Genomic DNA, 21,672 nt, shown 5'->3' with positions numbered 1-21,672 from the left:
ACCTCCTCCTTTTTCTTTTATTTGTCATCCGGAGCGGTTTTTTCATCATGCCCCCCAAATCCGTGGCGCATCGCAGACATTACCTTATCGGCAAACTCATCATGCCCGCGTGATGTGAAGCGGCCAAAAAGTGCTGCGGCAAGTACCGGAACCGGGACGCCTTCTTCAATTGCCGCGAGTGCCGCCCAGCGGCCTTCACCAGAATCAGATACACGTCCGGTATAACGTGAAAGCGTCATATCCTCATTCATCTCAATGGCTGTCAAATCCAGCAACCAGGAACCAATCACGCTGCCACGGCGCCACAACTCCACCACGTCATTGAGCGGAAAATCGTACTGATAGCGTGCGGGATGTTCGAGTGGCGCAGTTTCGGCATTTATTTCCTGCCGGACATTTCCAGCGTTCGCCTGATGCAGTATATTCAACCCCTCAGCATAGGCTGCCATTAATCCATACTCTATGCCGTTGTGCACCATCTTGACGAAATGTCCGGCGCCATTCGGCCCGCAATGCAAATAGCCATGTTCGGCAGGTGTCGGCTCGCCGCTGCGGCCCGACGAGCGTGTCGCGGCTTCCACACCAGGTGCCAATGTGCGAAATACAGGCTCAAGCCGCTGATAGGCCGCATCAGGACCGCCGATCATCTGGCAATAACCGCGTTCTCGCCCCCACACACCGCCGCTGACACCCACATCCAGGTAATAAATTTGTCTGGTTGCGAGTGATGCAGCACGGCGTAGATCTGCCACATAGTGCGAATTTCCCCCATCAATCACGACATCGCCGGCACTGAGAAGGGGTGTCAACACTGTGAGCACTTTATCCACTACTGCGGTGGGCAGCATGAGCCATACTGCACGAGGTAAGGCAAGCTTATTAACCAGATCATTAAGCGAGATCGCTGTCTCTGCTCCCGATTTTGTAGCGGCAATACATGCTTCAGAATTGGTATCAAATACCACGCAACCTATACCGGCTTTCTGCAATCGCTCCACCATATTAAGGCCCATACGCCCCAAGCCGATAAAACCGAGTTGTATCGTATGATCAGCATTTGTTGAATCATTCATACTCATCCTCCCACAGGCGAAAACCACCAGTGAATGCATTGGCGTTTTTTCCACGGCGAACACCGGTCGGTAGTTTTTTCAAAAGTCGTGCGTTACCACCACCCAGTACGATGTAATCAGGTTCAAGTGCAATGCGCAGCATTTCAACTTCTGCGAACACTTCAGCTCGCCATTTACGCTTTCCCAAGCGTTGGAGCGCATGTTTACCAACGTAATATTCATAGGTATGCTGTTTGTATGGAAGGTGCGCCAGTTCCATTGGCTCAATCCGTCCATCCACAATGACAGCGGAACCAAGACCGGTGCCAAGGCCAAGGAATAGCATGTACCCGCCTTCGTAACTGCCAAGTGCCTGCATGGCAGCGTCATTCATAATCCTGACCGGGCAGCTAAATGCCTTGGCAAAGTCGAACCCTACCCAACCAGTGCCAAGATTAGCTGGTTCGTTCGCAATACGCCCATGTACAACCAATGCTGGAAAACCAACGCTTACTGCATCGTAATGCCATCCGTGTAAACATTTATCCAGCTGCGTGAGCATAAGTTCTGGTGTCATGTCTGAACCAGATGGGATTTTAATTTTTAATTTCTCGCCGCTTATTCTTGCCTTGACGTTACTGCCGCCTACATCCAGCGCCAGTACACAGCGTTTTTCTTGTTTTTCTTGGCTGTTATTCTGTCCGCGCATGTAACAGTACCAGCGAATTGAGGCATTAGTTGAAGCATCGTGTGCCAGCGTCACATCCGGTGTTTCTATTTCCTCTGCTATGCGCGATGCAAGCCGTTTGCCCAATTCCACCCCCCATTGATCAAAGGGGTTGATATCCCATATTGTGGCTTGTGTAAATACACTGTGCTCATACAGTGCTACTAGTGCTCCCAATGATGTTGGTGTAAGTCGTTTAGCAAACAATAGACTCGACGGTTGGTTGCCTTTCATAACCTTATGAGGTGCCAATTCGGCCGATACCCCTTCCTTTTGCACTTCTGTAAGTGTTTTGCCCATGGCAAGCGCCTCGGCCTGCGCGATTACGTTGGCGAACAACAGATCCTGATGTCGTCCAACCGGATTGAGCGATTCAGCAAAGGCAATGAAGTCACAAGGAATCAAATGTGTGCCCTGATGAATCAACTGATAAAACGAATGCTGTCCATTGGTACCTGGTTCGCCCCAGAACACGGAGCCGGTATGGTAATCCACACTTTTTCCGTCAAGTGTCACATGCTTGCCGTTGGATTCCATGGTGAGCTGCTGTAGATAGGCAGGAAACCGCTTGAGAGAATGTGCATAAGGTAATACTGCGACGGTACCCGCATCAAAGAAGTCCGCATACCATACGTTCAGAAGCCCCATGATGACAGGCAGATTCTGTTCAAGTGGTGCACTGCGAAAATGTTCGTCCATGGCGTGAAAACCAGCAAGCATTTCGCAGAAAGCTTCCGGCCCGATGGCAATCATAATGGATAAGCCAATAGCAGAATCCATGGAATAACGCCCACCTACCCATTCCTGGAAACCAAACATCTGTTTGGAGGGGATACCAAAATCATTGACAGCTTTCTCATTGGTCGAGAGCGCTACAAAGTGGGGTGTGATGGCTTTCCTGTCACGTCCTGCAGCGGTTTGCAGCCAATGACGCGCAGTGTGCGCATTAGTCATGGTTTCGAGTGTGGTAAACGTTTTGGAAGCTATAATGAATAAGGTTTCATCCGGCCTCAATCCGTGTACTGCCTCTACAAAATCCGTTCCATCCACATTGGAAACGAAGCGTAATCTCAACTTGCGTTCGCCATAATGGCACAGCGCCCCGCAGGCCATTACCGGGCCCAGATCCGACCCGCCAATACCAATATTAACGATGTTACGGATCGGTCGGCCACTGTAGCCTTTCCATTCTCCCGCGCGGATCAACTCGGCGCATTCAGCCATACGTTTGAGTATTGCCTGTACTTCAGGTACTACATTCACGCCTGCCACATTTATTACTGAATCAGCAGGGGCACGTAGCGCGATGTGCAGGGCGGCGCGCTGCTCAGTGGTGTTGACTTCCTTGCCCGAGAACATGGCATCACGCCGCGATTCCAGGCTACATTCACGTGCCAGCTCAAATAACAATTTCAGGGTTTTGTCATTGATACGATGCTTGGAGTAATCCAGGCGCCAGCCTGCTGCTTCTACGGTGTAACGCTCGGCACGTTTCTTATCTCGCGCAAACAGCCCGCGCAACTGTATCCTTTGAAAAGATAGATAGTGTGAATGCAGCGCCTTCCATACTCCGGTTTCACGTAATGTACTCACATGGCTTACTCCATGAAGTGATGATTTTTTCTCATTACAACATACATTCTGTTAAGAATGGTTTGATTTTTTGACGCAAATCAATCAGGAGGCAAGCAAGCTGGCATCTAGGTTGCCACTAAGCAGGGTGATGAAAACATGGGCAAGAGGCCCATCAGAGCGAGGCAAAAACAGGCGAAAAAGTGCGGTGATTTGTGTGCGACAAATGAGTACTTTGAGTTTGTTTTTAACGTGATTCTAATAACTTGGATAATCCTCACTACTCTGTTAGAGAAATTACGCGATAAGATTACAGAATGTAAAACAATCCCAGCAGGGCGATTGTCGCAAGGTTCTTCAGAATTTCGCAAGAATTCCGTCCAATTGCTCAAGACTGGCGTAATGAATGATGACATTACCAGCACCTTTTTTCCCTTGTTTGATTACAACATTGGCGCCCAGCCGTGCAGATATATCTTCCTGCAGGCGTAGCAGGTCTCGATCCGGAAATGACGGTTTCCTTACTGAAGATGCTTGACTCATTCGCTTGAGCAGATTTTCGGTTTCACGCACGGATAGCTGCCTTTGCATAATCAGATGCGCAATTTCCAGTTGTTTCCCGGCCTCCAACGCGAGCAGGGCGCGCCCGTGTCCCATATCGATTTTTCCCTGCATAATCAGATCCTGCACTGGGGCAGCCAGATTAAGCAGGCGCAGCAAATTTGAGATCGCACTGCGCGAATAACCCAATGCCTGACCAGCTGTTTGGTGCGTCATACCAAATTCTTCGATCAGACGCTGAATTCCCGTCGCTGCCTCTAGAGGGTTAAGATCTTCGCGCTGAATATTTTCAATCAGAGAAAGCGCAAGTGCGGATTCATCCGGCACTTCGCGCACAATGGCTGGAATCTGCTCCAGTCCAGCAATCCGAGCAGCACGCCAGCGGCGTTCCCCAGCAATAATTTCATAGCCACCCGCCACAAGCGGTCGTACCAGTATTGGCTGCATAACCCCTTGCGCCTTGACCGATTCTGCCAAATCATGCAGGGATGCTTCATCCATCCTCGTCCGGGGCTGGTATTTCCCGGCCTGCAATAAATCCACAGCAAGATTTTGTAGCGAATCTGTTTCCTGGGAATTGTCTGCCAGTAGCGCGTCCAAACCTCGCCCCAATCCTTTAGGTTTTGCCATAGTTACTGTACCCAATCAAAAATATTATGGATTTCTGGCCAGATCGTCAGCTAGCTAGCTGTTGCCAGAATTTCGTTGGCCAATTCAAGATAAGCCCGGGCACCCCGGGATTGTCGATCGTGATAAAGCACCGGTAATCCAAACCCAGGTGCTTCTGCCAACCGGATATTACGAGGAATGATGGTCTGATAAACCTTGTTGCCAAAGTGTTGTTTCAATTGATCAGACACCTGCTGCGCCAGCAGATTGCGTGGATCAAACATGGTTCTCAATAGGCCTTCTATCCTGATGGATGGATTAAAACCCATCCGTACCCTTTTAATCGTGTTGACCAGATCACTCAGGCCTTCCAGCGCATAATACTCACATTGCATGGGAATGATAACAGCGTGTGCTGCACATAATCCGTTTAATGTCAGCAGGTTAAGGGCTGGAGGACAATCGATCAGAATAAAATCATAATCTGCCTGTATTGCCTGTAAAGCCTCCTTCAGGCGGGATTCACGCTGTTCCAGCGACACCATTTCCACTTCTGCGCCTGCCAGTTCCTGATTGGCCGGGAGCAGGTCGTATTTCCCTGGTTTTGTCGATAAACGAACCTTGGCGATGGTCTGTTCGCCCAACAGTATTTGGTAAACGGTATGATCCAACAGGCGCTTGTCTACGCCACTTCCCATCGTGGTATTACCTTGCGGATCTAGATCAACGAGCAATACTCGTTTGCCGATACTTGCCAAACTGGCGGCCAGATTAATACTGGTCGTTGTTTTACCCACCCCTCCCTTCTGGTTGGCAATGGCAAGTATCCTGACCATTAAATTACGTCTCTGTTCTGGCAAGAAGATTATGGAATACGCTTATATCCCACTCAATAAATCTCATTCGGAGTGACACCGCATCACGACCAGATGACGCTTGGCTCTCAGGCCAGGAACCGCAACGGGAATAATCTGCTCAACGGAAAATTCCGGAGGGAGTTGCATCAACTCCATATCCGGGAACGCTCCTTTCATGGCAATGAAACGACAATGATCAACGTTGTTTTCACACAGATGTTTCGACAAGCGCATGAAACGTTCGAGACTGGAAAACGCGCGTGAGATAACAGTATCCACCTTGTTTCCCGGCTTTATTTTTTCCACACGCTCTTGTCTGATTGAAACATTCTGCAAACGCAGCTCAACCACAACCTGTTGCATAAAAACAGCTTTCTTCTGGTTACTTTCTACCATGACCACCTGCCATTCGGGACGCGCCAGCGCAATGGGAATGCCCGGCAAGCCGGCGCCACTACCGACATCAACAATATTTGGCCCACTAATATGTGGTAATACGACCAGGCTGTCCAGCATATGACGAGTAATCATCGATTCGGGATTTCTTACCGAAGTCAGATTATGAGTACTGTTCCACTTGGTGATGAGTTCAATGTAGCGTAATAACCGACTGCTTAAATGTGCCACATCAGCGGACAACCCTGAAATTGCTTCCAGACCTTCATGCAACTGTTTTTCCAGATTCATGCGTTTCTTCCTGTTTGGCTGCCTGGCGTGCCATACCACGCTTTAGATGTACCAGTAATAAGGATATGGCTGCCGGTGTAATACCAGAAATCCGTGCTGCCTGGCCAATTGTTTCCGGTTGATGCTGATTCAATTTCTGCGTGACTTCGTTAGAAAGGCCTCGCACGGTACTGTAATCCAGGTTTTTTGGTAAAACCATGGTTTCATGCTGTGTATGACGAACAACTTCCTGTCTTTGTCGTTCTACGTAACCTTCATATTTGACATCAATTTCCAACTGCTGGGCGATCCGGCCGTCAATCATCGACGATTCAACTTCAGACAATGACACCAGCTCTGTATAACTGATTCCGGGGCGTCGTAACAGCTCGTATAATGAATAGGAGCGATCGTCAGATTGGTCGGATGTTTGCAGTGTTTGTAATTTATGCAAGACACCAGCGGGCACCCAGGTACGCCGTAATCTTGCTTTTTCAGTTTCGATTGCTTCCCGCTTGGCAGCAAAAATCTGCCAGCGCTTCTCATCAACAAGACCAAATTGATGCCCGGCTTCCGTCAATCGCATGTCAGCATTGTCTTCCCTTAATTGCAAGCGGAATTCAGCACGGCTGGTAAACATACGGTAAGGCTCTGTTACACCGCGGGTAACCAGATCATCCACTAGCACTCCAAGGTAAGCCTCATCACGGCTCGGACACCAGGATTCTTGTTCCTTTATCTTGAGACTGGCGTTTAAACCGGCGAGCAAACCTTGAGCAGCTGCTTCTTCATAGCCGGTAGTGCCATTGATCTGCCCAGCAAAAAACAATCCGTCGATCGCTTTTGTTTCCAAAGATCTTTTGAGTGCCCGTGGATCGAAATAATCATATTCAATTGCATAACCCGGCCGGGTTATGTGTGCATTTTCCAGGCCGGCGATTGAACGCACCAGTTCAACCTGTACCTCAAAAGAAAGGCTCGTTGAAATTCCATTCGGATAAATTTCGCTGGTTTCCAAACCCTCCGGCTCCAAAAAGACGGTATGCGAGTCTCTGTCAGAAAAACGCACCACCTTGTCTTCGATCGATGGACAGTAGCGCGGCCCGATACCTTCTATTTTCCCGGTATACAAGGGAGAATGATCCAACCCGGCGCGAATGATTTCATGCGTTTTCTCATTGGTGCGTGTCATCCAGCATGACACCTGTCGAGGGTGTTGTGCAGTATTTCCCAGGAATGAAAATGTTGGTATTGGCTCATCTCCTGGCTGCTCGCGCAAAAACTGAAAATCAATAGTGCGTGCATCAATACGGGGCGGCGTGCCGGTTTTAAGTCTTCCCACCGATAGATTCATTTCACGCAAGCGATGCGCAAGCCTGATTGATGCCGGATCACCCGCTCTACCCGCCTGAAAATTCCGGTCACCGACATGCGCCAGCCCCCCCAAAAAGGTACCAACCGTCAACACCACGGCGCGCGCCGAGAAGGTAATTCCAAGATGCGTGGCAACGCCTGTAATCTTGTCGTCCAGCAGTAGCAGATCATCAACAGTAGATTGTAATATCAGCAGATTGGGTTGTGCTTCCAGCCGTTTGCGTATGGCCTGGCGATACAGTACACGATCGGCCTGGGCGCGTGTTGCTCGAACCGCCGGGCCTTTGCTTGAATTGAGCGTGCGAAATTGAATGCCTGCTTCATCAATTGCTGCAGCCATAGCCCCACCCAGTGCATCAATTTCCTTAACCAGGTGGCCTTTGCCGATTCCTCCAATGGATGGATTGCATGACATTTGCCCCAATGTGTCCAGATTTTGCGTCAGAAGTAATGTTTTTTGACCCATGCGTGCAGCTGCCAGAGCCGCTTCCGTTCCGGCATGTCCGCCACCAACAACGATAATGTCAAAATCTCTTGAAAAATGCATAAATACAGATGCCAGTTCGCAGTGCGCCTAAACAGACTTGGACAGTCATATGATGAAGATTGCTTAAGGAGTTGGAGGTATTTTATATGAAATTGATCAAGCTGGCACCGATACGCGGCCAATTAGGATTTTAGTGTGCCTTAATCTTGCCCGGCAACGACTGCGAGACAGTGTCTGGTTGGTAGGCGCGGAACAAGGACAAGTGGTAATTACAAAGATGTTTCACGTGAAACATCTTTGTAATAAGCGTGCCATGAACGCCTCTAAAATCTTGTGCACGGGATGCAACAGCCCGGCATGTCAAATGGATAGTCGCGACAGCGAATATCACGCGGCCACGGCTCGTCTAAAAACCAATTTTGGTGGTGCCTTCAGGAGATGTCAAGCCATCTGGCCTTTGGGATCATAAAGTGTGATGCGCCCTGTCGCACCATGCAGTGCATAGAGCGTCTGTCGTGTATATTGCAACCAGGTGGAAACGATATTTGCATTCGTTTGATTACGCTGCCGAGCAAGACGGGTAAGGTTAAGCAGCTCCTCCCAGTCGCGGGCAACAGCTGATTTTGAATGATTGGCAGCCAGCCAGGCGCTTATTCCTTGCGCATCACCAGGCAAGCCAGCTGCAGCGAGAAGCTGGTTAAGTTGTGCATCCAATCGTGAAAGTTGACTCACGACCCGATCCTTGTCTGCAACCAGCGGGGGCAAATCATCAATACTTCCTGAAGCCAGCAGGTTTCGTTCGCGCTCAAGAAGCTCAAGAAACAAGTAAGTGCTTTCCAGCTGAAGTCGCAAAGTCGAGGCTAGCGTATCGCCTTTCTGCAGAATTGCCTGAGGATTACCGTCCATTTTAGGTTGAACGTTTGCTTTGAATCAGTTCTTTCACGGTTTCCAGCAGACGATCCGCAACCACATCAGGATTCACCTTGAAACGACCTTCGCTAATGGCTTGCTTGATTTCGGCAACTTTCGCAGCATTAACAGTTTCGCTGCCAGCATTCGATGCCTGAGCTCCTGATAAAAGTGTGCTGATTGTATACTGTTATTTTTACCTGCAGTACTCACTTTGGCATTATCCGTTCTGTCCACTTTTTTTTGAGCTACCCCGGCAGCAAGCTCTGTATGCCCCGGAGATATCTGGTTTATTTTCACGACGGAATTCCTTCTAAAATAAATATTTGCATATGTTACGCTCGTCTAACGACCATCCATTCAGGAACTTTAGCAAAACCGGAATATTTTTTTGTCATTTTCGATGATGGCATGGTTGCGTTGTGTCATTACAAATAAAAACAGCCAGCAGAATAAACATTCTGGTCAACCAGGCTATATTTATCATTACGATATCCACTTTTTTCTTCGATGCAATTGCCTGTTGTCACTACGCTACAATACCGCATTATTACAACTTGAACTTTGATCTTCGTCATAATGCCTTTCCATCCCGTTATACTCTGGACAGACGCTCTGATTTATCTGCTGCTGGCAACAGGTATTATTCTTGGTATTTATGCCAGGCGGCATGAACATATGCTGGCTTCCTGGCGCAAGGTTATACACAGCGCCAGCGGAATGTCTGCACTGACCATCCTGTTATGCTTCATCCTGATCGGTTTGCTCGACACGATTCACTTTCGCCCGGCACTGGAACAAACTCGCGCCACCGGGGAAAATATCTATAGCGCTGAAGTACTCAGCGTGTTCGATCTGTTGGCTACTCCGCTACGCTCACAGATGGAAAAAACCTACTCCGCCCCCCTATCTGCCCATCTATATGCAAAGCAGATGATTATCACCACTGAAGGAGAGCAGGTATGGGATTTTGCCCGATTAACCTTCGGCGGCGCGCATTTGGATGATCCAAGAACGGAGCTGACCAGTGATATTTGGTGGCGATCCGTTTCGGGAGCGGGAGCAGGATTGCTAATCTGGGCCGGGTTGGTTCTCGGCCTGGGCAGTATGCAGGCCAAGCAGTATCGCACTTCATTTTTTCGTATACAAACAGCTATATGGCACGGTACAACTGAAGTTCCCTGGTGCGCCATATTGATCACGCTGGCTGTTATTCTGGCCATGGGGGGCGCCGTCGCAGCACTGACCACACACTACCATGTCCTGGGAACAGACAAGGTAGGCCAGGATGTTTTGTACCTGTCACTCAAAAGTATTCGCACCGGGCTTGTTATCGGAACATTGACAACCTTGATCATGCTGCCATTCGCCCTGCTGCTGGGGATTGCAGCAGGTTACTTTCGCGGCTGGGTTGATGATGTTATCCAGTACGTGTACACCACGCTCAGCTCTATCCCCAGTGTATTGCTGATTGCAGCAGCCGTGCTGATGATGCAGGTTTATATTGAAACGCATGCCGATCTGCTTGATACAACCGCCGCACGTGCTGATCTGCGTTTGCTGTTTCTTTGTATTATTCTGGGCATCACCAGCTGGACGGGGCTGTGCAGAGTATTGCGCGGAGAGACACTGAAACTGCGTGAAATGGAATACATCCAGGCAGCACATGCGTTTGGCGTTTCTCATTGGCGCATCATCACTCGCCATATTTTGCCGAATGTCATCCATATCGTACTGATTACCACCGTAATGGATTTCAGCAGCCTGGTACTGGCCGAAGCTGTTCTTTCCTATGTCGGAGTGGGTGTGGATCCCTCTACCATCAGCTTTGGAACGATGATCAATGCCTCCAGGCTGGAAATGGCGCGTGAACCGATGGTCTGGTGGACATTATTTGCAGCATTCACCTTCATGTTCGCGCTGGTATTAAGCGCCAATCTTTTTTCAGATGCGGTACAAAATGCATTCAATCCGCACAGCCGAACCCTCAGCAATGATTCAGCCAGATATCTCAAGAATCAGAATGAAACAGAAGAAATGGCCTCCCCAGACAAAAACATACCCCGCACATGACCGCATTACTTGAAATAAATGAGCTCAAAGTGCAGCTGCATACCGGCCGGCAGCCGGTACGTGCCGTGGATGGATTATCACTTGCCATTCGGCCAGGCGAAACATTTGCATTACTGGGAGAATCCGGTTGTGGGAAATCCATGACTGCTTTATCTATCATGCGCCTGTTGCCGGAAGCTGGAGAAATCACGCATGGCAGCATCTGCCTGAATGGTGATGAACTACTGGCCTTGCCGGAATCCGCCATGCGTGAGGTGCGCGGCAATCGTATCGGCATGATTTTCCAGGAACCGATGTTGAGCCTGAACCCGGTCATGACCACCGGTGCACAAATTGAAGAAGTATTGCTGCAACATTCTAATCTGCGTGGTGCAGCGGCACAAACACGCATTCTGGAGCTCCTGCGTCAGGTTGGTATTCCTGATCCGGCGCGTCGTATCAAGGAATATCCGTTCCAGTTTTCGGGTGGCATGAAGCAGCGCGTCATGATTGCCATGGCACTGGCAAGCAAACCAGAGCTGCTGATTGCGGATGAACCCACAACTGCATTGGATGTCACGATTCAGGCGCAGGTGCTGGATCTCATGCGCAATTTGCAGCGACAGGAAAACATGGCTATTCTTCTGATCACCCATGATCTGGGAGTGGTTGCAGAAATAGCGCAGCGCATTGCCGTGATGTATGCCGGAGAAATCATTGAAACCGCGGATCAGGAAAGTTTTTTTCAATCACCGGCCCATCCTTATTCCCATAAATTGTTCGCTGCTTTACCAACGAGAAAAAAACGCAATCAGAAACTGATCGTCATTCAGGGAAATGTGCCAGCCCTTTCACATGTTTTTACCGGCTGCCGTTTTGCTGATCGTTGTGATCATGCCTGGGAAAAATGTCACAAGATTATTCCACCCTGGGTGGAAATTTCACCTCAACACCGTGTCCGATGTCACCTTTATCCGGAGCATTCCGTGGAAGCATTGTCCGACATTGCTCATGCAACAACCGATAATCTTCCAGCCAGTGTTGACGCTCCTGGTTTGGATTCAGATAATCTTCTGTTAAACGTGAATGATCTGAAAGTGCATTTCCCGGTGCATAAAGGGTTATTCAAGCGAGCAGCAGGCTATGTCAAAGCGGTTGATGGTGTGTCGCTGCAAATTAACCACGGCAGAACACTGGCGCTGGTGGGAGAATCCGGTTGCGGCAAAACCACGGTGGGTAAAGGTATCATGCAACTCATCACGGTTACATCAGGCAGTATCCGTGTGCAGGATGAAGAGTTATCTAAACTGAATCGGAAGCAATTACTGAAAAAACGCACTGAATTCCAGATCATCTTCCAGGATCCTTATTCATCACTTAATCCACGCATGCGCATTATTGAGATTATCAAAGAAGGCATGCAGGCACTTGGCCGGTACTCGGATAAATTATCTACGCAGAAAAAGAATGAACACAACATTGATACTCTGCTGATGCAGGTGGGTTTGCCTGTAGAAGCCAAATGGCGTTATCCACATGAATTTTCCGGTGGCCAACGTCAGCGGATTGCCATTGCACGTGCGCTGGCAGTTAATCCACAGCTGCTGATCTGTGATGAACCAACCAGCGCACTGGATGTTTCGGTACAGGCACAAATCCTCAATCTGTTGAAAACGCTACAACAGGAGCGAAAACTTGCTTATCTGCTGATCACCCATAATATAGCTGTCGTGGACTATCTTGCGGATGAAGTAGCTGTTATGTATCTGGGCAGAATTGTGGAAAATGGGCGCACTGAAGAAGTGCTGGATGCCCCGAAACATCCCTACACCCAGGCGCTGTTGTCTGCGGTACCAATATATGAACCCGGCACCCAACGTGAAGTCATACGTTTGCAAGGTGAGCCGCCTTCACCGGCTGATGTACCACAAGGCTGTTATTTTCATCCGCGCTGTCCCCATGTCATGCCGATCTGCCGGGAAATTTATCCGGCGACCAGCCGGTTCAGCGCTACCCACACCACTTATTGCCATCTTTATCATTCAGTTTCTCAAGAACCACAGGATTTTCAATGACGATCGATCATGAGGTTAAACGTCGTCGGACGTTTGCCATTATTTCCCATCCGGACGCCGGTAAAACCACGTTGACGGAAAAATTACTGCTGTTTGCTGGCGCCATTCACATCGCCGGCAGTGTCAAAGCGCGTAAAGCCAGTCGCCACGCCACTTCCGATTGGATGGAAATCGAAAAACAGCGCGGTATCTCTGTTGCCAGCTCTGTCATGCAGATGGAGTACCGGGGCTGTGTCATCAACTTGCTGGACACGCCCGGTCACCAGGATTTTTCCGAAGATACCTACCGCGTGCTGACCGCTGTCGATGCAGCACTCATGGTCATCGATGCCGCCAACGGCGTGGAATCACAAACCTTGCGCCTGCTGCAGGTCTGCCGCGCCCGCAACACCCCGATCATTACTTTCGTCAACAAACTGGATCGAGAAGTACGCGAACCACTCGATCTGATTGATGAAATCGAGCGCACACTGGGAATGGACGTAGTTCCATTCACCTGGCCGGTCGGCTCGGGCAAACGCTTTCATGGCGTGTACGATTTGCGGCACGAACTGATGCGCGTCTTTCGGCCTGGTATGGATCATGCCGAGCAGAAAGATACAACCATCATTACCGATCTGGGCGATCCGGCAGTTACAAAACGCTTCGGAGCAAACCTGGAACAGGCTCGGCAGGAAATTGATCTGATCAAGGGTGCTGCACCGGAATTTGATCAGGCAGCGTTTCTTGCCGGGCAGCAAACACCCGTATTTTTTGGCTCGGCAATCAACAATTTCGGCGTACAGGAAGTGCTGGATACACTGGTTGATCTGGCGCCACCACCCGGTACACGCAAAGCCATTCAGCGAGAAATCCTGCCGACTGAAAATAAATTTTCCGGGGTGGTTTTCAAGATTCAGGCAAACATGAACCCTGCTCATCGGGATCGCATTGCCTTTGTGCGCATCTGCTCGGGTGAATTCAGGCGTGGAATGAGTCTCAAGGTAGTCCGCAGCGGCAAGGATGTGCGCACCAGCACGGTAGTTTCCTTTCTTTCACAACGGCGTGAATTGCTGGAAACAGCTTATGCAGGTGACATTATCGGCATTCCCAATCATGGGACGCTACAACTGGCCGATACCCTGACCGAGGGAGACAACCTGCAATTTACCGGTTTGCCATTTTTTGCGCCGGAAATTTTCCAGACAGTCGAAATTGCCGATCCATTACGCAGCAAGCAACTCAAGTTGGGATTGACTCAGCTGGGTGAAGAAGGCGCCATCCAGGTGTTCCGTCCGCATCTCGGCAGTATCCTGCTGCTGGGTGCGGTGGGCCAGCTACAGTTTGAAGTCGTCACCCATCGTCTCAAGCATGAATACGGTGTCGAGGCACGTGTCGCTCCTGCCAAATACCAACTGGCAAGGTGGGTAACTGCCGAAATGCCCCGGGAATTGCAGCGTTTTATTGATGCCAATACGCATCGTATCGCCTACGATGCAGTGGATGCCCCCACTTTTCTGGCTTCTTTCTCTGCCGAAATCAGCGTGGCTGAAGAAAACTGGCCCGGCATCCGCTTCCACAAAATGCGGGAACATGCTGGCCTGTTGTTTCAGACAGCAAGCTGATTTCCCAGCAGAATCAACCCAATCCCTACTAAAAAGCCATTTAGGCAGCAGATGATTTAATTCACTCGCTGCCTTTCCCCGGTTTGTTTTTCCTGTTACCCAAACAGCTTCAACGGTAAGCAGGCTCTCAACGTTCTCTCACCCGGCTTTCTCTCCGGAATTGTTTGATTAACCACCTAAATCGTTGCTTGTTTACGACATCAATTTCAGCGTGAACACGGATAATCCTGGTTCATCGAGAGGAATCCGCTATGGCAGACGATAACGATCTTGAACGTACTGAACCTGCTTCCCCCAGGCGCCTGGAAAAATCCCGGGAGGAGGGGCAGGTAGCGCGCTCGCAGGAATTAACCACGTTCACTATGCTGATGGCAGCTTCCGGCAGCTTGTGGGTGATCGGTTCGCTCATTATTCAGAAACTGTCCGCCCTGCTGGAAAGCGGCCTGCAAATAGAACGGGAAGTTGCATTCAATCCGGCGCTGTTGTTGCCCAGGTTATTTCAACTGGCGCTTGATGGGCTATTGGCTATCGCACCCTTACTGGGATGGCTAGTGATTGTGGCGCTGGTATCGCCCATGCTGTTGAGTGGATGGCTGTTCAGCTCCAAGGCGTTGTTTCCTGACTTCAAACGTCTCAATCCGGTTAATGGATTTAAAAGGATATTTTCGTCACACGGCCTGATTGAACTGGTCAAGGCAATCGCCAAGGCTGCAGTCATTGGTGGCGTTGCGGCCGGGATTATCTGGAGTCACAAACAAGACGTGCTTGATCTGATTGGTATGCCGCTGGACACAGGACTAACCAGCATGGGCAGACTGATCGGCCTGACCTTTATGCTGATTGTTGGTGCCATGCTGCTGCTCGTCGTAATCGATGTACCTTTCCAGCTCTGGAATCACGCACGCCAGTTACGGATGTCCAAAGAAGATCTGCGCAAGGAAGCCAAGGAGGATGAAGGTGATCCCCAGGTCAAGGCGCGCATCCGCAGTATGCAGCGTGAAATGGCACGCCGACGCATGATGGCAGAAGTACCCAGGGCAGATGTCGTGGTGACCAACCCGACGCACTACGCCGTCGCATTGAAGTATCAGGATCACTCAATGCGTGCACCGAAAGTAGTGGCAAAAGGGTCGCAACTGATCGCCGCCCGCATTCGTGAATTGGCAGATGAACACCATATTCCGGTGCTGGAAGTGCCGCCGCTGGCACGGGCACTGTATCACCACGTGGAACTGGATACCGAGATTCCCGAGACGCTCTATACCGCGGTAGCGCATGTGTTGGCCTACGTTTTCCAGCTGAGAAGATATCAGACGGCGGGTGGTACCGCGCCACAACTATCACCGGAGATAGCGGTGCCAGTGGAACTGGATCATGCCTGAAACAGATTTACAGGTGAATAAATACCTATTATTGGAATGAATGCTGAATGAATAATATTCTATCTTTAGCAGCTTTGGTACGAGACGGCCAAATGCGCAGCCTGGCTGGGCCAATGCTGATCATCATGATCCTCTCGATGATGGTGCTGCCACTGCCGCCATTCGTCCTGGATGTGCTGTTTACGTTCAACATCGCACTGGCAGTGATTGTGCTGCTGGTGAGCCTTTATTCGCGTGATGCACTCGAATTTGCAGTTTTCCCTACTGTTTTGCTGATCACGACACTGTTACGACTTTCACTCAATGTCGCCTCAACCAGGGTAGTGCTGATGCACGGCCATAACGGCCCGGATGCCGCCGGCAAGGTTATCGAGGCATTCGGCCATTTTCTGGTGGGTGGAAACTATGCAGTGGGTTTGGTGGTGTTCATTATTCTGATTGTGATCAATTTTGTTGTTATTACCAAGGGGGCCGGGCGTATTGCAGAAGTCAGCGCCCGCTTCACCCTGGATGCCATCCCCGGAAAACAAATGGCAATTGATGCCGATCTTAATGCCGGGCTGATCCGGGAAGATGAAGCGCGCAAACGGCGCGAACGGGTTGCACAGGAAGCCAATTTCTACGGCTCAATGGATGGCGCCAGCAAATTCGTGCGGGGCGATGCGATTGCCGGCATTCTGATCATGCTGATCACCATTATTGGTGGCTTGATCGTGGGCGTGCTGCAACATGATATGAACATGGGTGATGCTGCCAAAAACTACACGCTGCTGACTATCGGCGACGGTCTGGTCGCACAGATTCCCGCACTCATCATTTCCACTGCCGCTGGTCTGGTGGTCAGCCGGGTCAGCACCGATGAAGACCTCGGTCAACAATTTGTGAGCCAGCTACTTAACAAGCCACAGGCACTATGGCTGACAGCGGGTATCCTCGGCGCGCTGGGCCTGGTGCCTGGTATGCCGAATTTTGTTTTTCTGCTGCTGGCTGGAATGATCGGTACGCTTGCCTATTATGTATCCAGCCGTGCCACTTCGTCGGATGCCAAACTGGAAGAGCCGGAAGTCGTTACCACTGAAACACAGGATGCCAGTTGGGAAGATGTGGTTCAGGTTGATACGCTCGGGCTGGAAGTAGGCTATCGTCTCATCCCGCTGGTGGATAAGCACCGTCAGGGGGATCTGCTGAAACGCATCAACAGCATCCGCAAGAAATTTGCCCAGGAAATCGGCTTTCTCCCGCCAGTAGTACATATTCGGGATAACCTGGAATTACGCCCCAATGGCTACCGCATCACCATGAAAGGTTCGGTAATCGGCCAGGGAGAATCCTACAACGGCATGCATCTGGCGATTAATCCCGGCGAGGTCACCATGGCGTTGCCGGGTAACCGTACTGAAGATCCGGCATTCGGGCTGCCCGCTGTCTGGATTGAAACAGAACAACGTGAACTGGCACAAACCAGCGGCTATACCGTAGTTGATGCCAGCACGGTCGTTACAACACACCTGAATCATCTGATCCGTATGCATGCCTCTGAACTGCTCGGACGGGAAGAATTACAGAAGTTGCTTGATCATCTGGGGCAAAGAATTCCCAAGCTGACGGATGATCTGATTCCCAAATTGCTGCCACTGGCAACGGTACAAAAAATATTGCAACACCTGCTGGAAGAAGGCGTGAATATCCGCGATATGCGCACCATTATTGACACGTTGACCGAACATGCTGGGCGCACTCAGGATGTCAGCGAACTGCTGGCGCTGGTGAGAGTAGCGCTGGGCCGGATGATCGTGGAGCAATGTTTTCCGTCTGATGCCGAAATGCAGGTCATGAGTTTGCACCCCGAACTGGAAAACATCCTGATACAGGTGGTGCAATCCGATCCAGTGGCAGACGGCGGCATCGAACCTGGCCTGGCCGACACCCTGACACGTGAAGCCAGCAGCTCGGTCAAGCGGCTGGAACAGCTCGGATTACCGGTTGTGCTGGTAGTACCGGATGCAATCCGCCTGCTGCTGTCTCGTTTCCTGCGTCGATCGCTGCCTCAATTAAGGGTGCTGGCTCATTCCGAAATTCCGGATACCAGAAAAATAAAATTCATATCGATCATTGGAGGTAACAAAAAATGAAAGTAAGAAAATTTCTAGCCGCCACCTCCCATGAGGTGTTACGCAAGGTCAAGGAAGAGCTCGGCGCGGATGCCGTGATTTTGTCAAACAAACAAGTACCAGGCGGGATCGAAATCATGGCGCTGGCCGGCAAGGATATATCCATGCTCACCAGCGATACGCCGCACGAGGCGACTGCGCCTTCTTCAGTGGTTAAGCCAACTGCTTCCCCCCGGCACAAACCTGCTTCCGGAACAGAGCAGACAGCGACTATCCACAAACAGCCGGAGACACAACCGCCTGCGGCGGACAGCCCGGGCGCGCACATCATCCAGGAAATCCAGGCCATGCGGCAAATGCTGGAAGAGCAACTGACCACCATGGGTTGGAGTAATTTTTCACAACGGGATCCGGGTGGCATGAAAGTGCTACGCACGCTGTTAAGTGCAGGCTTCAGCCCGCTACTGTCACGTCACTTGCTGGAAAAATTGCCGGCTGACCGTGATTTCGAGCAAAGCCTGAAAAAAACCATCTCACTGCTCACGCTTAATTTACGCACCGCAACCGGTGACGAAATCATTGAACAAGGCGGCGTGTATGCACTGATCGGGCCAACCGGTGTCGGTAAAACTACCACTACGGCAAAACTGGCTGCACGCGCTGTTATCCGGCACGGTGCTGACAAAGTGGCACTGCTGACCACCGACAGCTACCGTATCGGTGGACACGAACAACTGCGCATTTACGGCAAGCTGCTGGGGGTATCGGTACGCAGCATCAAGGATATTGAGGATCTGCAGTTAATGCTGCACGAACTGCGCGGCAAACACATGGTACTGATTGATACCGTTGGTATGAGCCAGCGCGATCAGATGCTGGCCGAACAGATCGCCATGCTGAGCCAATGTGGTACAAAAATAAAGCACCTGCTGTTACTCAATGCAACCAGCAGCGGCGATACGCTGGACGAAGTTATTTCCGCCTACCAAAAACATAGTATTCATGGCTGCATCATTACCAAGGTGGATGAATCAGCCAGTTTAGGCATTGCATTGGATGCAATCATCCGGCGCAAACTGGTGCTGCATTACGTCACCAATGGCCAGAAGGTTCCGGAAGATCTGCATGAAGCCAGTTCCCGCTACCTGTTGCACCGTATTTTCAAGCCTTCTCCGGAAAATTCCCCCTTCTCATTACAAGACCCGGAATTTGCATTGATTATGGCGAGCAGTGCCGGTGATCAACCAGCTATCAGACAACCGGAACGTGCCGAGGCAGATCATGGCTGAGGTTAGGAAAGACCAGGCATCCGGCCTGCGCGAGCTATCTGCGCTGGCCTCCAATACCGGGGTGCGCGTGTTTGCTGTCGCCGGTGGACGAACGGGTGTCGGCAAAACCTGTACAGTCATTAATCTGGCTGCAGCATTGGCAAAAACAGGCAAACATGTGCTGATTCTGGATGAAAATCCGCGCCACAAGGACGTCAACGCCAATCTTGGTCTGAATGCGCGTTACGATTTACTGCACGTTATCAATCAGGATAAAACGCTTGAACAGGTGATGACACAAGGGCCGGAAGGTGTAATGGTTTTAACAGCAATGCGTGGCATTCACTCGCTGGCAAAACTTTCACTCGCTGATCAGGAACGGTTTATTCAATGCTTCAGCGAACTTTCCCAGTCGGTGGATATTGTGCTGATCGATACCGCCATCGGGAAAAGCAGCCGGGTTGTGCCACTGAGCCTGGCTTCCCAACAGGTGCTGATCGTACTCTCCGGTTCCGGTACCGCCATTACTGATGCGTATGCACTGATCAAGCTCATCAGTCAGGAATATGCCCGGCGCAATTTCCTGGTGCTGGTCAACAAAGTGGAATCAGAAAACATCGGGCGCGATATTTTCGACAACATTGCCAGCGTTGCCCAAAAGAACCTGGCCGTCAGACTGGAGTGGATGGGATGCATTCTGCTGGATGACAAACTGCACCGCTCCACCCAGCTTTGCCAGCCGGTAGTGGAAATTTTTCCGGCATCCAGATCAGCTGCAGGTTACCGGCAACTGGCTGAGAAACTGATGCAATGCACGGGAGCCTGGACAGATAACGACGGTGTGGAAAATTTCATGCGCAGACTGATACGAACCAGCCATCTTGATACGGCAGATTTTACGGTGTGAGTGAACCTATGTATACCGAAGCAGGAACCATTGATAAAGACCAGTTTGTTATTGAATTTACACCCCTGGTCAAACGGATTGCCTACCATATGATGGCCAGACTGCCAGCCAGCGTTCAGGTGGATGATCTGATTCAGGCAGGAATGATCGGACTATTGGATGCCATCAATCGTTACGAAGGTTCCTACGGACGTCAGTTTGAAAGCTACGCTGCCCAGCGTATCCGTGGTTCGATGCTGGATGAACTGCGCGAAGCGGACTGGCTGCCTCGCAGCTTGCGTAGAAAAATGCGTCAGATCGAAACCGCTATGCGCACACTGGAACAACGCCTTGGCTGCCCGCCCAGCGAACAGGAAATCGCGGATGAACTTAATCTGCCACTAGCCGAGTATCAGGAAATGCTGCAAGAAGCGGGGGGCGGGCAACTGATCTATTACGAGGATTTTCAGGTAGATGAAGAAGATCATTTTCTTGATCATCTGTGTAATGACCAGGGTAATGAGCCACTAGACCAATTGCTGGAAAAAAATCTGAGAGAACTGCTGGTCGCCGCCATTGAAAAATTGCCTGCCAAGGAAAAACTGGTCATGGGTATGTACTACGAACAGGAAATGAACCTGCGCGAAATTGGTGATGTGCTGGGCGTCAGCGAATCACGCATCTGCCAGCTCCACACCCAGGCCATCTCGCGTTTAAGAACCCGCCTGCGGGATAAATAACCTCTCCCTGAAAGCCGATCAGGCTGAAAATACAATAGATTACCTACAGTTTTCATGCAATTGGTATGATGTTGCCGCACGAATACGTGGAATGCCCAGCGTTGTCTGGGTAATCTGCTCCACCTGTCTGCCCTGTGAAGAAAAACAAGCGTAATCATTGGCAACTCACGCTCGCTGCAACGGCAGCGAGCTGAGGAACGTATCGATGCAGAAGAAGCAACAACAAGACCAAAGCCAGATCAAGTGGATATCGGACCTCATCTGGAACATCGCTGACGACCGCCTGCGCGACATGTATGTGCGCGGCAAGTACCGTGATGTGATCCTGCCCTTCACCGTGCTGCGGCGGCTCGATGCCGTGCTGGAGTCGACCAAGCAGGCGGTGCTGGAGCGCAAAAAGTTGCTCGATACCCACAAAGTGGCTGAGCAGGATGGCGCGCTACGCATGGCACGAATGCTCTTGCCTTGTCGGCGTAACACATGAATTTCCATGAATGGCTCCTGGGTTAGCATTAAATGTACACCGCCTTGTTCTATTAATCATCGGCAGCAATTTTGCCTCAGATGGGTCAGTTTTATATTGTCGTTAGTAGATCAATTTACCATTGCCAGTAACCGCCTCAGAAATAGCAAGTAAATAACAACTAGAGCATTTTTGATTTAAATATATGCATGTAATAGACTATTCTCTATCACAACTGATGGGGAAGGTTATGCATGCCTATTCACAAGATCTTCGG

17 protein-coding genes are annotated in these 21,672 nt (G+C 50.4%); 9 read left to right on the top strand and 8 right to left on the bottom strand.

Going from position 1 to position 21,672, the window contains the following annotated elements:
• Window positions 1-17: 17 nt before the first annotated feature.
• The 8 genes from gnd to C8R14_RS14160 form a co-directional block, all read right to left on the bottom strand.
• Complete coding sequence (gene gnd / locus C8R14_RS10355) at window positions 18-1,073, bottom strand: phosphogluconate dehydrogenase (NAD(+)-dependent, decarboxylating) (RefSeq protein ID WP_011635406.1); 1,056 nt, start codon at window positions 1,071-1,073, stop codon at window positions 18-20.
• A complete protein-coding gene (gene pgi / locus C8R14_RS10350) occupies window positions 1,066-3,372 on the bottom strand; it encodes a glucose-6-phosphate isomerase (RefSeq protein WP_011635407.1) in 2,307 nt (768 codons plus the stop codon). The genes gnd and pgi overlap by 8 nt, the downstream gene beginning before the upstream one ends.
• 336 nt (window positions 3,373-3,708) lie before the next feature.
• Window positions 3,709-4,542, bottom strand: a complete 834-nt coding sequence (locus C8R14_RS10345) for a ParB/RepB/Spo0J family partition protein (RefSeq protein ID WP_011635408.1) — start codon at window positions 4,540-4,542, stop codon at window positions 3,709-3,711.
• Window positions 4,543-4,592: 50 nt separating this feature from the next.
• On the bottom strand, window positions 4,593-5,357 hold the full coding sequence (locus tag C8R14_RS10340; protein WP_011635409.1) for a ParA family protein: 765 nt from the start codon (window positions 5,355-5,357) through the stop codon (window positions 4,593-4,595).
• A 63-nt stretch (window positions 5,358-5,420) separates the two neighbouring features.
• Complete coding sequence (gene rsmG / locus C8R14_RS10335; RefSeq protein ID WP_011635410.1) at window positions 5,421-6,065, bottom strand: 16S rRNA (guanine(527)-N(7))-methyltransferase RsmG; 645 nt, start codon at window positions 6,063-6,065, stop codon at window positions 5,421-5,423.
• The gene (mnmG, locus tag C8R14_RS10330) at window positions 6,040-7,965 is read right to left on the bottom strand and encodes a tRNA uridine-5-carboxymethylaminomethyl(34) synthesis enzyme MnmG (RefSeq protein WP_011635411.1); all 1,926 of its coding nucleotides are present in this window, start codon (window positions 7,963-7,965) and stop codon (window positions 6,040-6,042) included. Before mnmG ends, rsmG begins: the two co-directional genes overlap by 26 nt.
• Window positions 7,966-8,346: 381 nt before the next feature.
• On the bottom strand, window positions 8,347-8,811 hold the full coding sequence (locus C8R14_RS10325; protein ID WP_011635412.1) for a flagella synthesis protein FlgN: 465 nt from the start codon (window positions 8,809-8,811) through the stop codon (window positions 8,347-8,349).
• 1 nt (window position 8,812) lies between these two features.
• A complete protein-coding gene (locus tag C8R14_RS14160; protein ID WP_258333074.1) occupies window positions 8,813-8,920 on the bottom strand; it encodes a flagellar biosynthesis anti-sigma factor FlgM in 108 nt (35 codons plus the stop codon).
• Window positions 8,921-9,393: 473 nt separating this feature from the next.
• Between C8R14_RS14160 and C8R14_RS10315 the strand changes: the two genes are divergently transcribed.
• The 9 genes from C8R14_RS10315 (at window position 9,394) to C8R14_RS10275 (ending at window position 21,416) form a co-directional block, all read left to right on the top strand.
• Window positions 9,394-10,887: an ABC transporter permease gene (locus C8R14_RS10315; protein ID WP_011635414.1), complete on the top strand. Its 1,494-nt coding sequence runs from the start codon at window positions 9,394-9,396 to the stop codon at window positions 10,885-10,887.
• A complete protein-coding gene (locus C8R14_RS10310; RefSeq protein ID WP_011635415.1) occupies window positions 10,884-12,941 on the top strand; it encodes a dipeptide ABC transporter ATP-binding protein in 2,058 nt (685 codons plus the stop codon). Before C8R14_RS10315 ends, C8R14_RS10310 begins: the two co-directional genes overlap by 4 nt.
• Complete coding sequence (locus C8R14_RS10305; protein WP_011635416.1) at window positions 12,938-14,545, top strand: peptide chain release factor 3; 1,608 nt, start codon at window positions 12,938-12,940, stop codon at window positions 14,543-14,545. Before C8R14_RS10310 ends, C8R14_RS10305 begins: the two co-directional genes overlap by 4 nt.
• A gap of 251 nt (window positions 14,546-14,796) precedes the next feature.
• Window positions 14,797-15,927 (top strand): flagellar biosynthesis protein FlhB, encoded by a 1,131-nt coding sequence (gene flhB, locus C8R14_RS10300; RefSeq protein WP_011635417.1) that lies wholly within the window; start codon window positions 14,797-14,799, stop codon window positions 15,925-15,927.
• 47 nt (window positions 15,928-15,974) lie between these two features.
• On the top strand, window positions 15,975-18,059 hold the full coding sequence (gene flhA, locus C8R14_RS10295) for a flagellar biosynthesis protein FlhA (protein ID WP_011635418.1): 2,085 nt from the start codon (window positions 15,975-15,977) through the stop codon (window positions 18,057-18,059).
• On the top strand, window positions 18,056-19,327 hold the full coding sequence (gene flhF / locus C8R14_RS10290) for a flagellar biosynthesis GTPase FlhF (protein ID WP_011635419.1): 1,272 nt from the start codon (window positions 18,056-18,058) through the stop codon (window positions 19,325-19,327). Before flhA ends, flhF begins: the two co-directional genes overlap by 4 nt.
• Window positions 19,320-20,213 carry a MinD/ParA family ATP-binding protein gene (locus C8R14_RS10285; RefSeq protein WP_011635420.1) on the top strand — a complete coding sequence of 298 codons (894 nt, stop codon included), beginning with the start codon at window positions 19,320-19,322 and terminating at the stop codon, window positions 20,211-20,213. The genes flhF and C8R14_RS10285 overlap by 8 nt, the downstream gene beginning before the upstream one ends.
• An 8-nt stretch (window positions 20,214-20,221) precedes the next feature.
• Window positions 20,222-20,932 (top strand): RNA polymerase sigma factor FliA, encoded by a 711-nt coding sequence (locus C8R14_RS10280; RefSeq protein WP_011635421.1) that lies wholly within the window; start codon window positions 20,222-20,224, stop codon window positions 20,930-20,932.
• A 205-nt stretch (window positions 20,933-21,137) separates the two neighbouring features.
• The gene (locus tag C8R14_RS10275) at window positions 21,138-21,416 is read left to right on the top strand and encodes a type I restriction-modification system subunit M N-terminal domain-containing protein (protein ID WP_011635422.1); all 279 of its coding nucleotides are present in this window, start codon (window positions 21,138-21,140) and stop codon (window positions 21,414-21,416) included.
• The last annotated feature ends 256 nt before the right edge of the window (window positions 21,417-21,672 follow it).

This window comes from Nitrosomonas eutropha (assembly GCF_003201195.1).
GTDB lineage: Bacteria > Pseudomonadota > Gammaproteobacteria > Burkholderiales > Nitrosomonadaceae > Nitrosomonas > Nitrosomonas eutropha.
Note: the sequence above shows the minus strand (reverse complement) of the source record. Positions and strands in the feature narration are given on the sequence as shown.

Excerpts from the sequence above, each read along its gene's own strand:
- gnd (WP_011635406.1), bottom strand. The coding sequence starts at position 1,073 with ATGAATGATTCAACAAATGCTGATCATACGATACAACTCGGTTTTATC.
- C8R14_RS10345 (WP_011635408.1), bottom strand. The coding sequence starts at position 4,542 with ATGGCAAAACCTAAAGGATTGGGGCGAGGTTTGGACGCGCTACTGGCA.
- C8R14_RS10340 (WP_011635409.1), bottom strand. The coding sequence starts at position 5,357 with ATGGTCAGGATACTTGCCATTGCCAACCAGAAGGGAGGGGTGGGTAAA.
- rsmG (WP_011635410.1), bottom strand. The coding sequence starts at position 6,065 with ATGAATCTGGAAAAACAGTTGCATGAAGGTCTGGAAGCAATTTCAGGG.
- mnmG (WP_011635411.1), bottom strand. The coding sequence starts at position 7,965 with ATGCATTTTTCAAGAGATTTTGACATTATCGTTGTTGGTGGCGGACAT.
- C8R14_RS10325 (WP_011635412.1), bottom strand. The coding sequence starts at position 8,811 with ATGGACGGTAATCCTCAGGCAATTCTGCAGAAAGGCGATACGCTAGCC.
- C8R14_RS10315 (WP_011635414.1), top strand. The coding sequence starts at position 9,394 with ATGCCTTTCCATCCCGTTATACTCTGGACAGACGCTCTGATTTATCTG.
- C8R14_RS10310 (WP_011635415.1), top strand. The coding sequence starts at position 10,884 with ATGACCGCATTACTTGAAATAAATGAGCTCAAAGTGCAGCTGCATACC.
- C8R14_RS10305 (WP_011635416.1), top strand. The coding sequence starts at position 12,938 with ATGACGATCGATCATGAGGTTAAACGTCGTCGGACGTTTGCCATTATT.
- flhB (WP_011635417.1), top strand. The coding sequence starts at position 14,797 with ATGGCAGACGATAACGATCTTGAACGTACTGAACCTGCTTCCCCCAGG.
- flhA (WP_011635418.1), top strand. The coding sequence starts at position 15,975 with ATGAATAATATTCTATCTTTAGCAGCTTTGGTACGAGACGGCCAAATG.
- flhF (WP_011635419.1), top strand. The coding sequence starts at position 18,056 with ATGAAAGTAAGAAAATTTCTAGCCGCCACCTCCCATGAGGTGTTACGC.
- C8R14_RS10285 (WP_011635420.1), top strand. The coding sequence starts at position 19,320 with ATGGCTGAGGTTAGGAAAGACCAGGCATCCGGCCTGCGCGAGCTATCT.
- C8R14_RS10280 (WP_011635421.1), top strand. The coding sequence starts at position 20,222 with ATGTATACCGAAGCAGGAACCATTGATAAAGACCAGTTTGTTATTGAA.
- C8R14_RS10275 (WP_011635422.1), top strand. The coding sequence starts at position 21,138 with ATGCAGAAGAAGCAACAACAAGACCAAAGCCAGATCAAGTGGATATCG.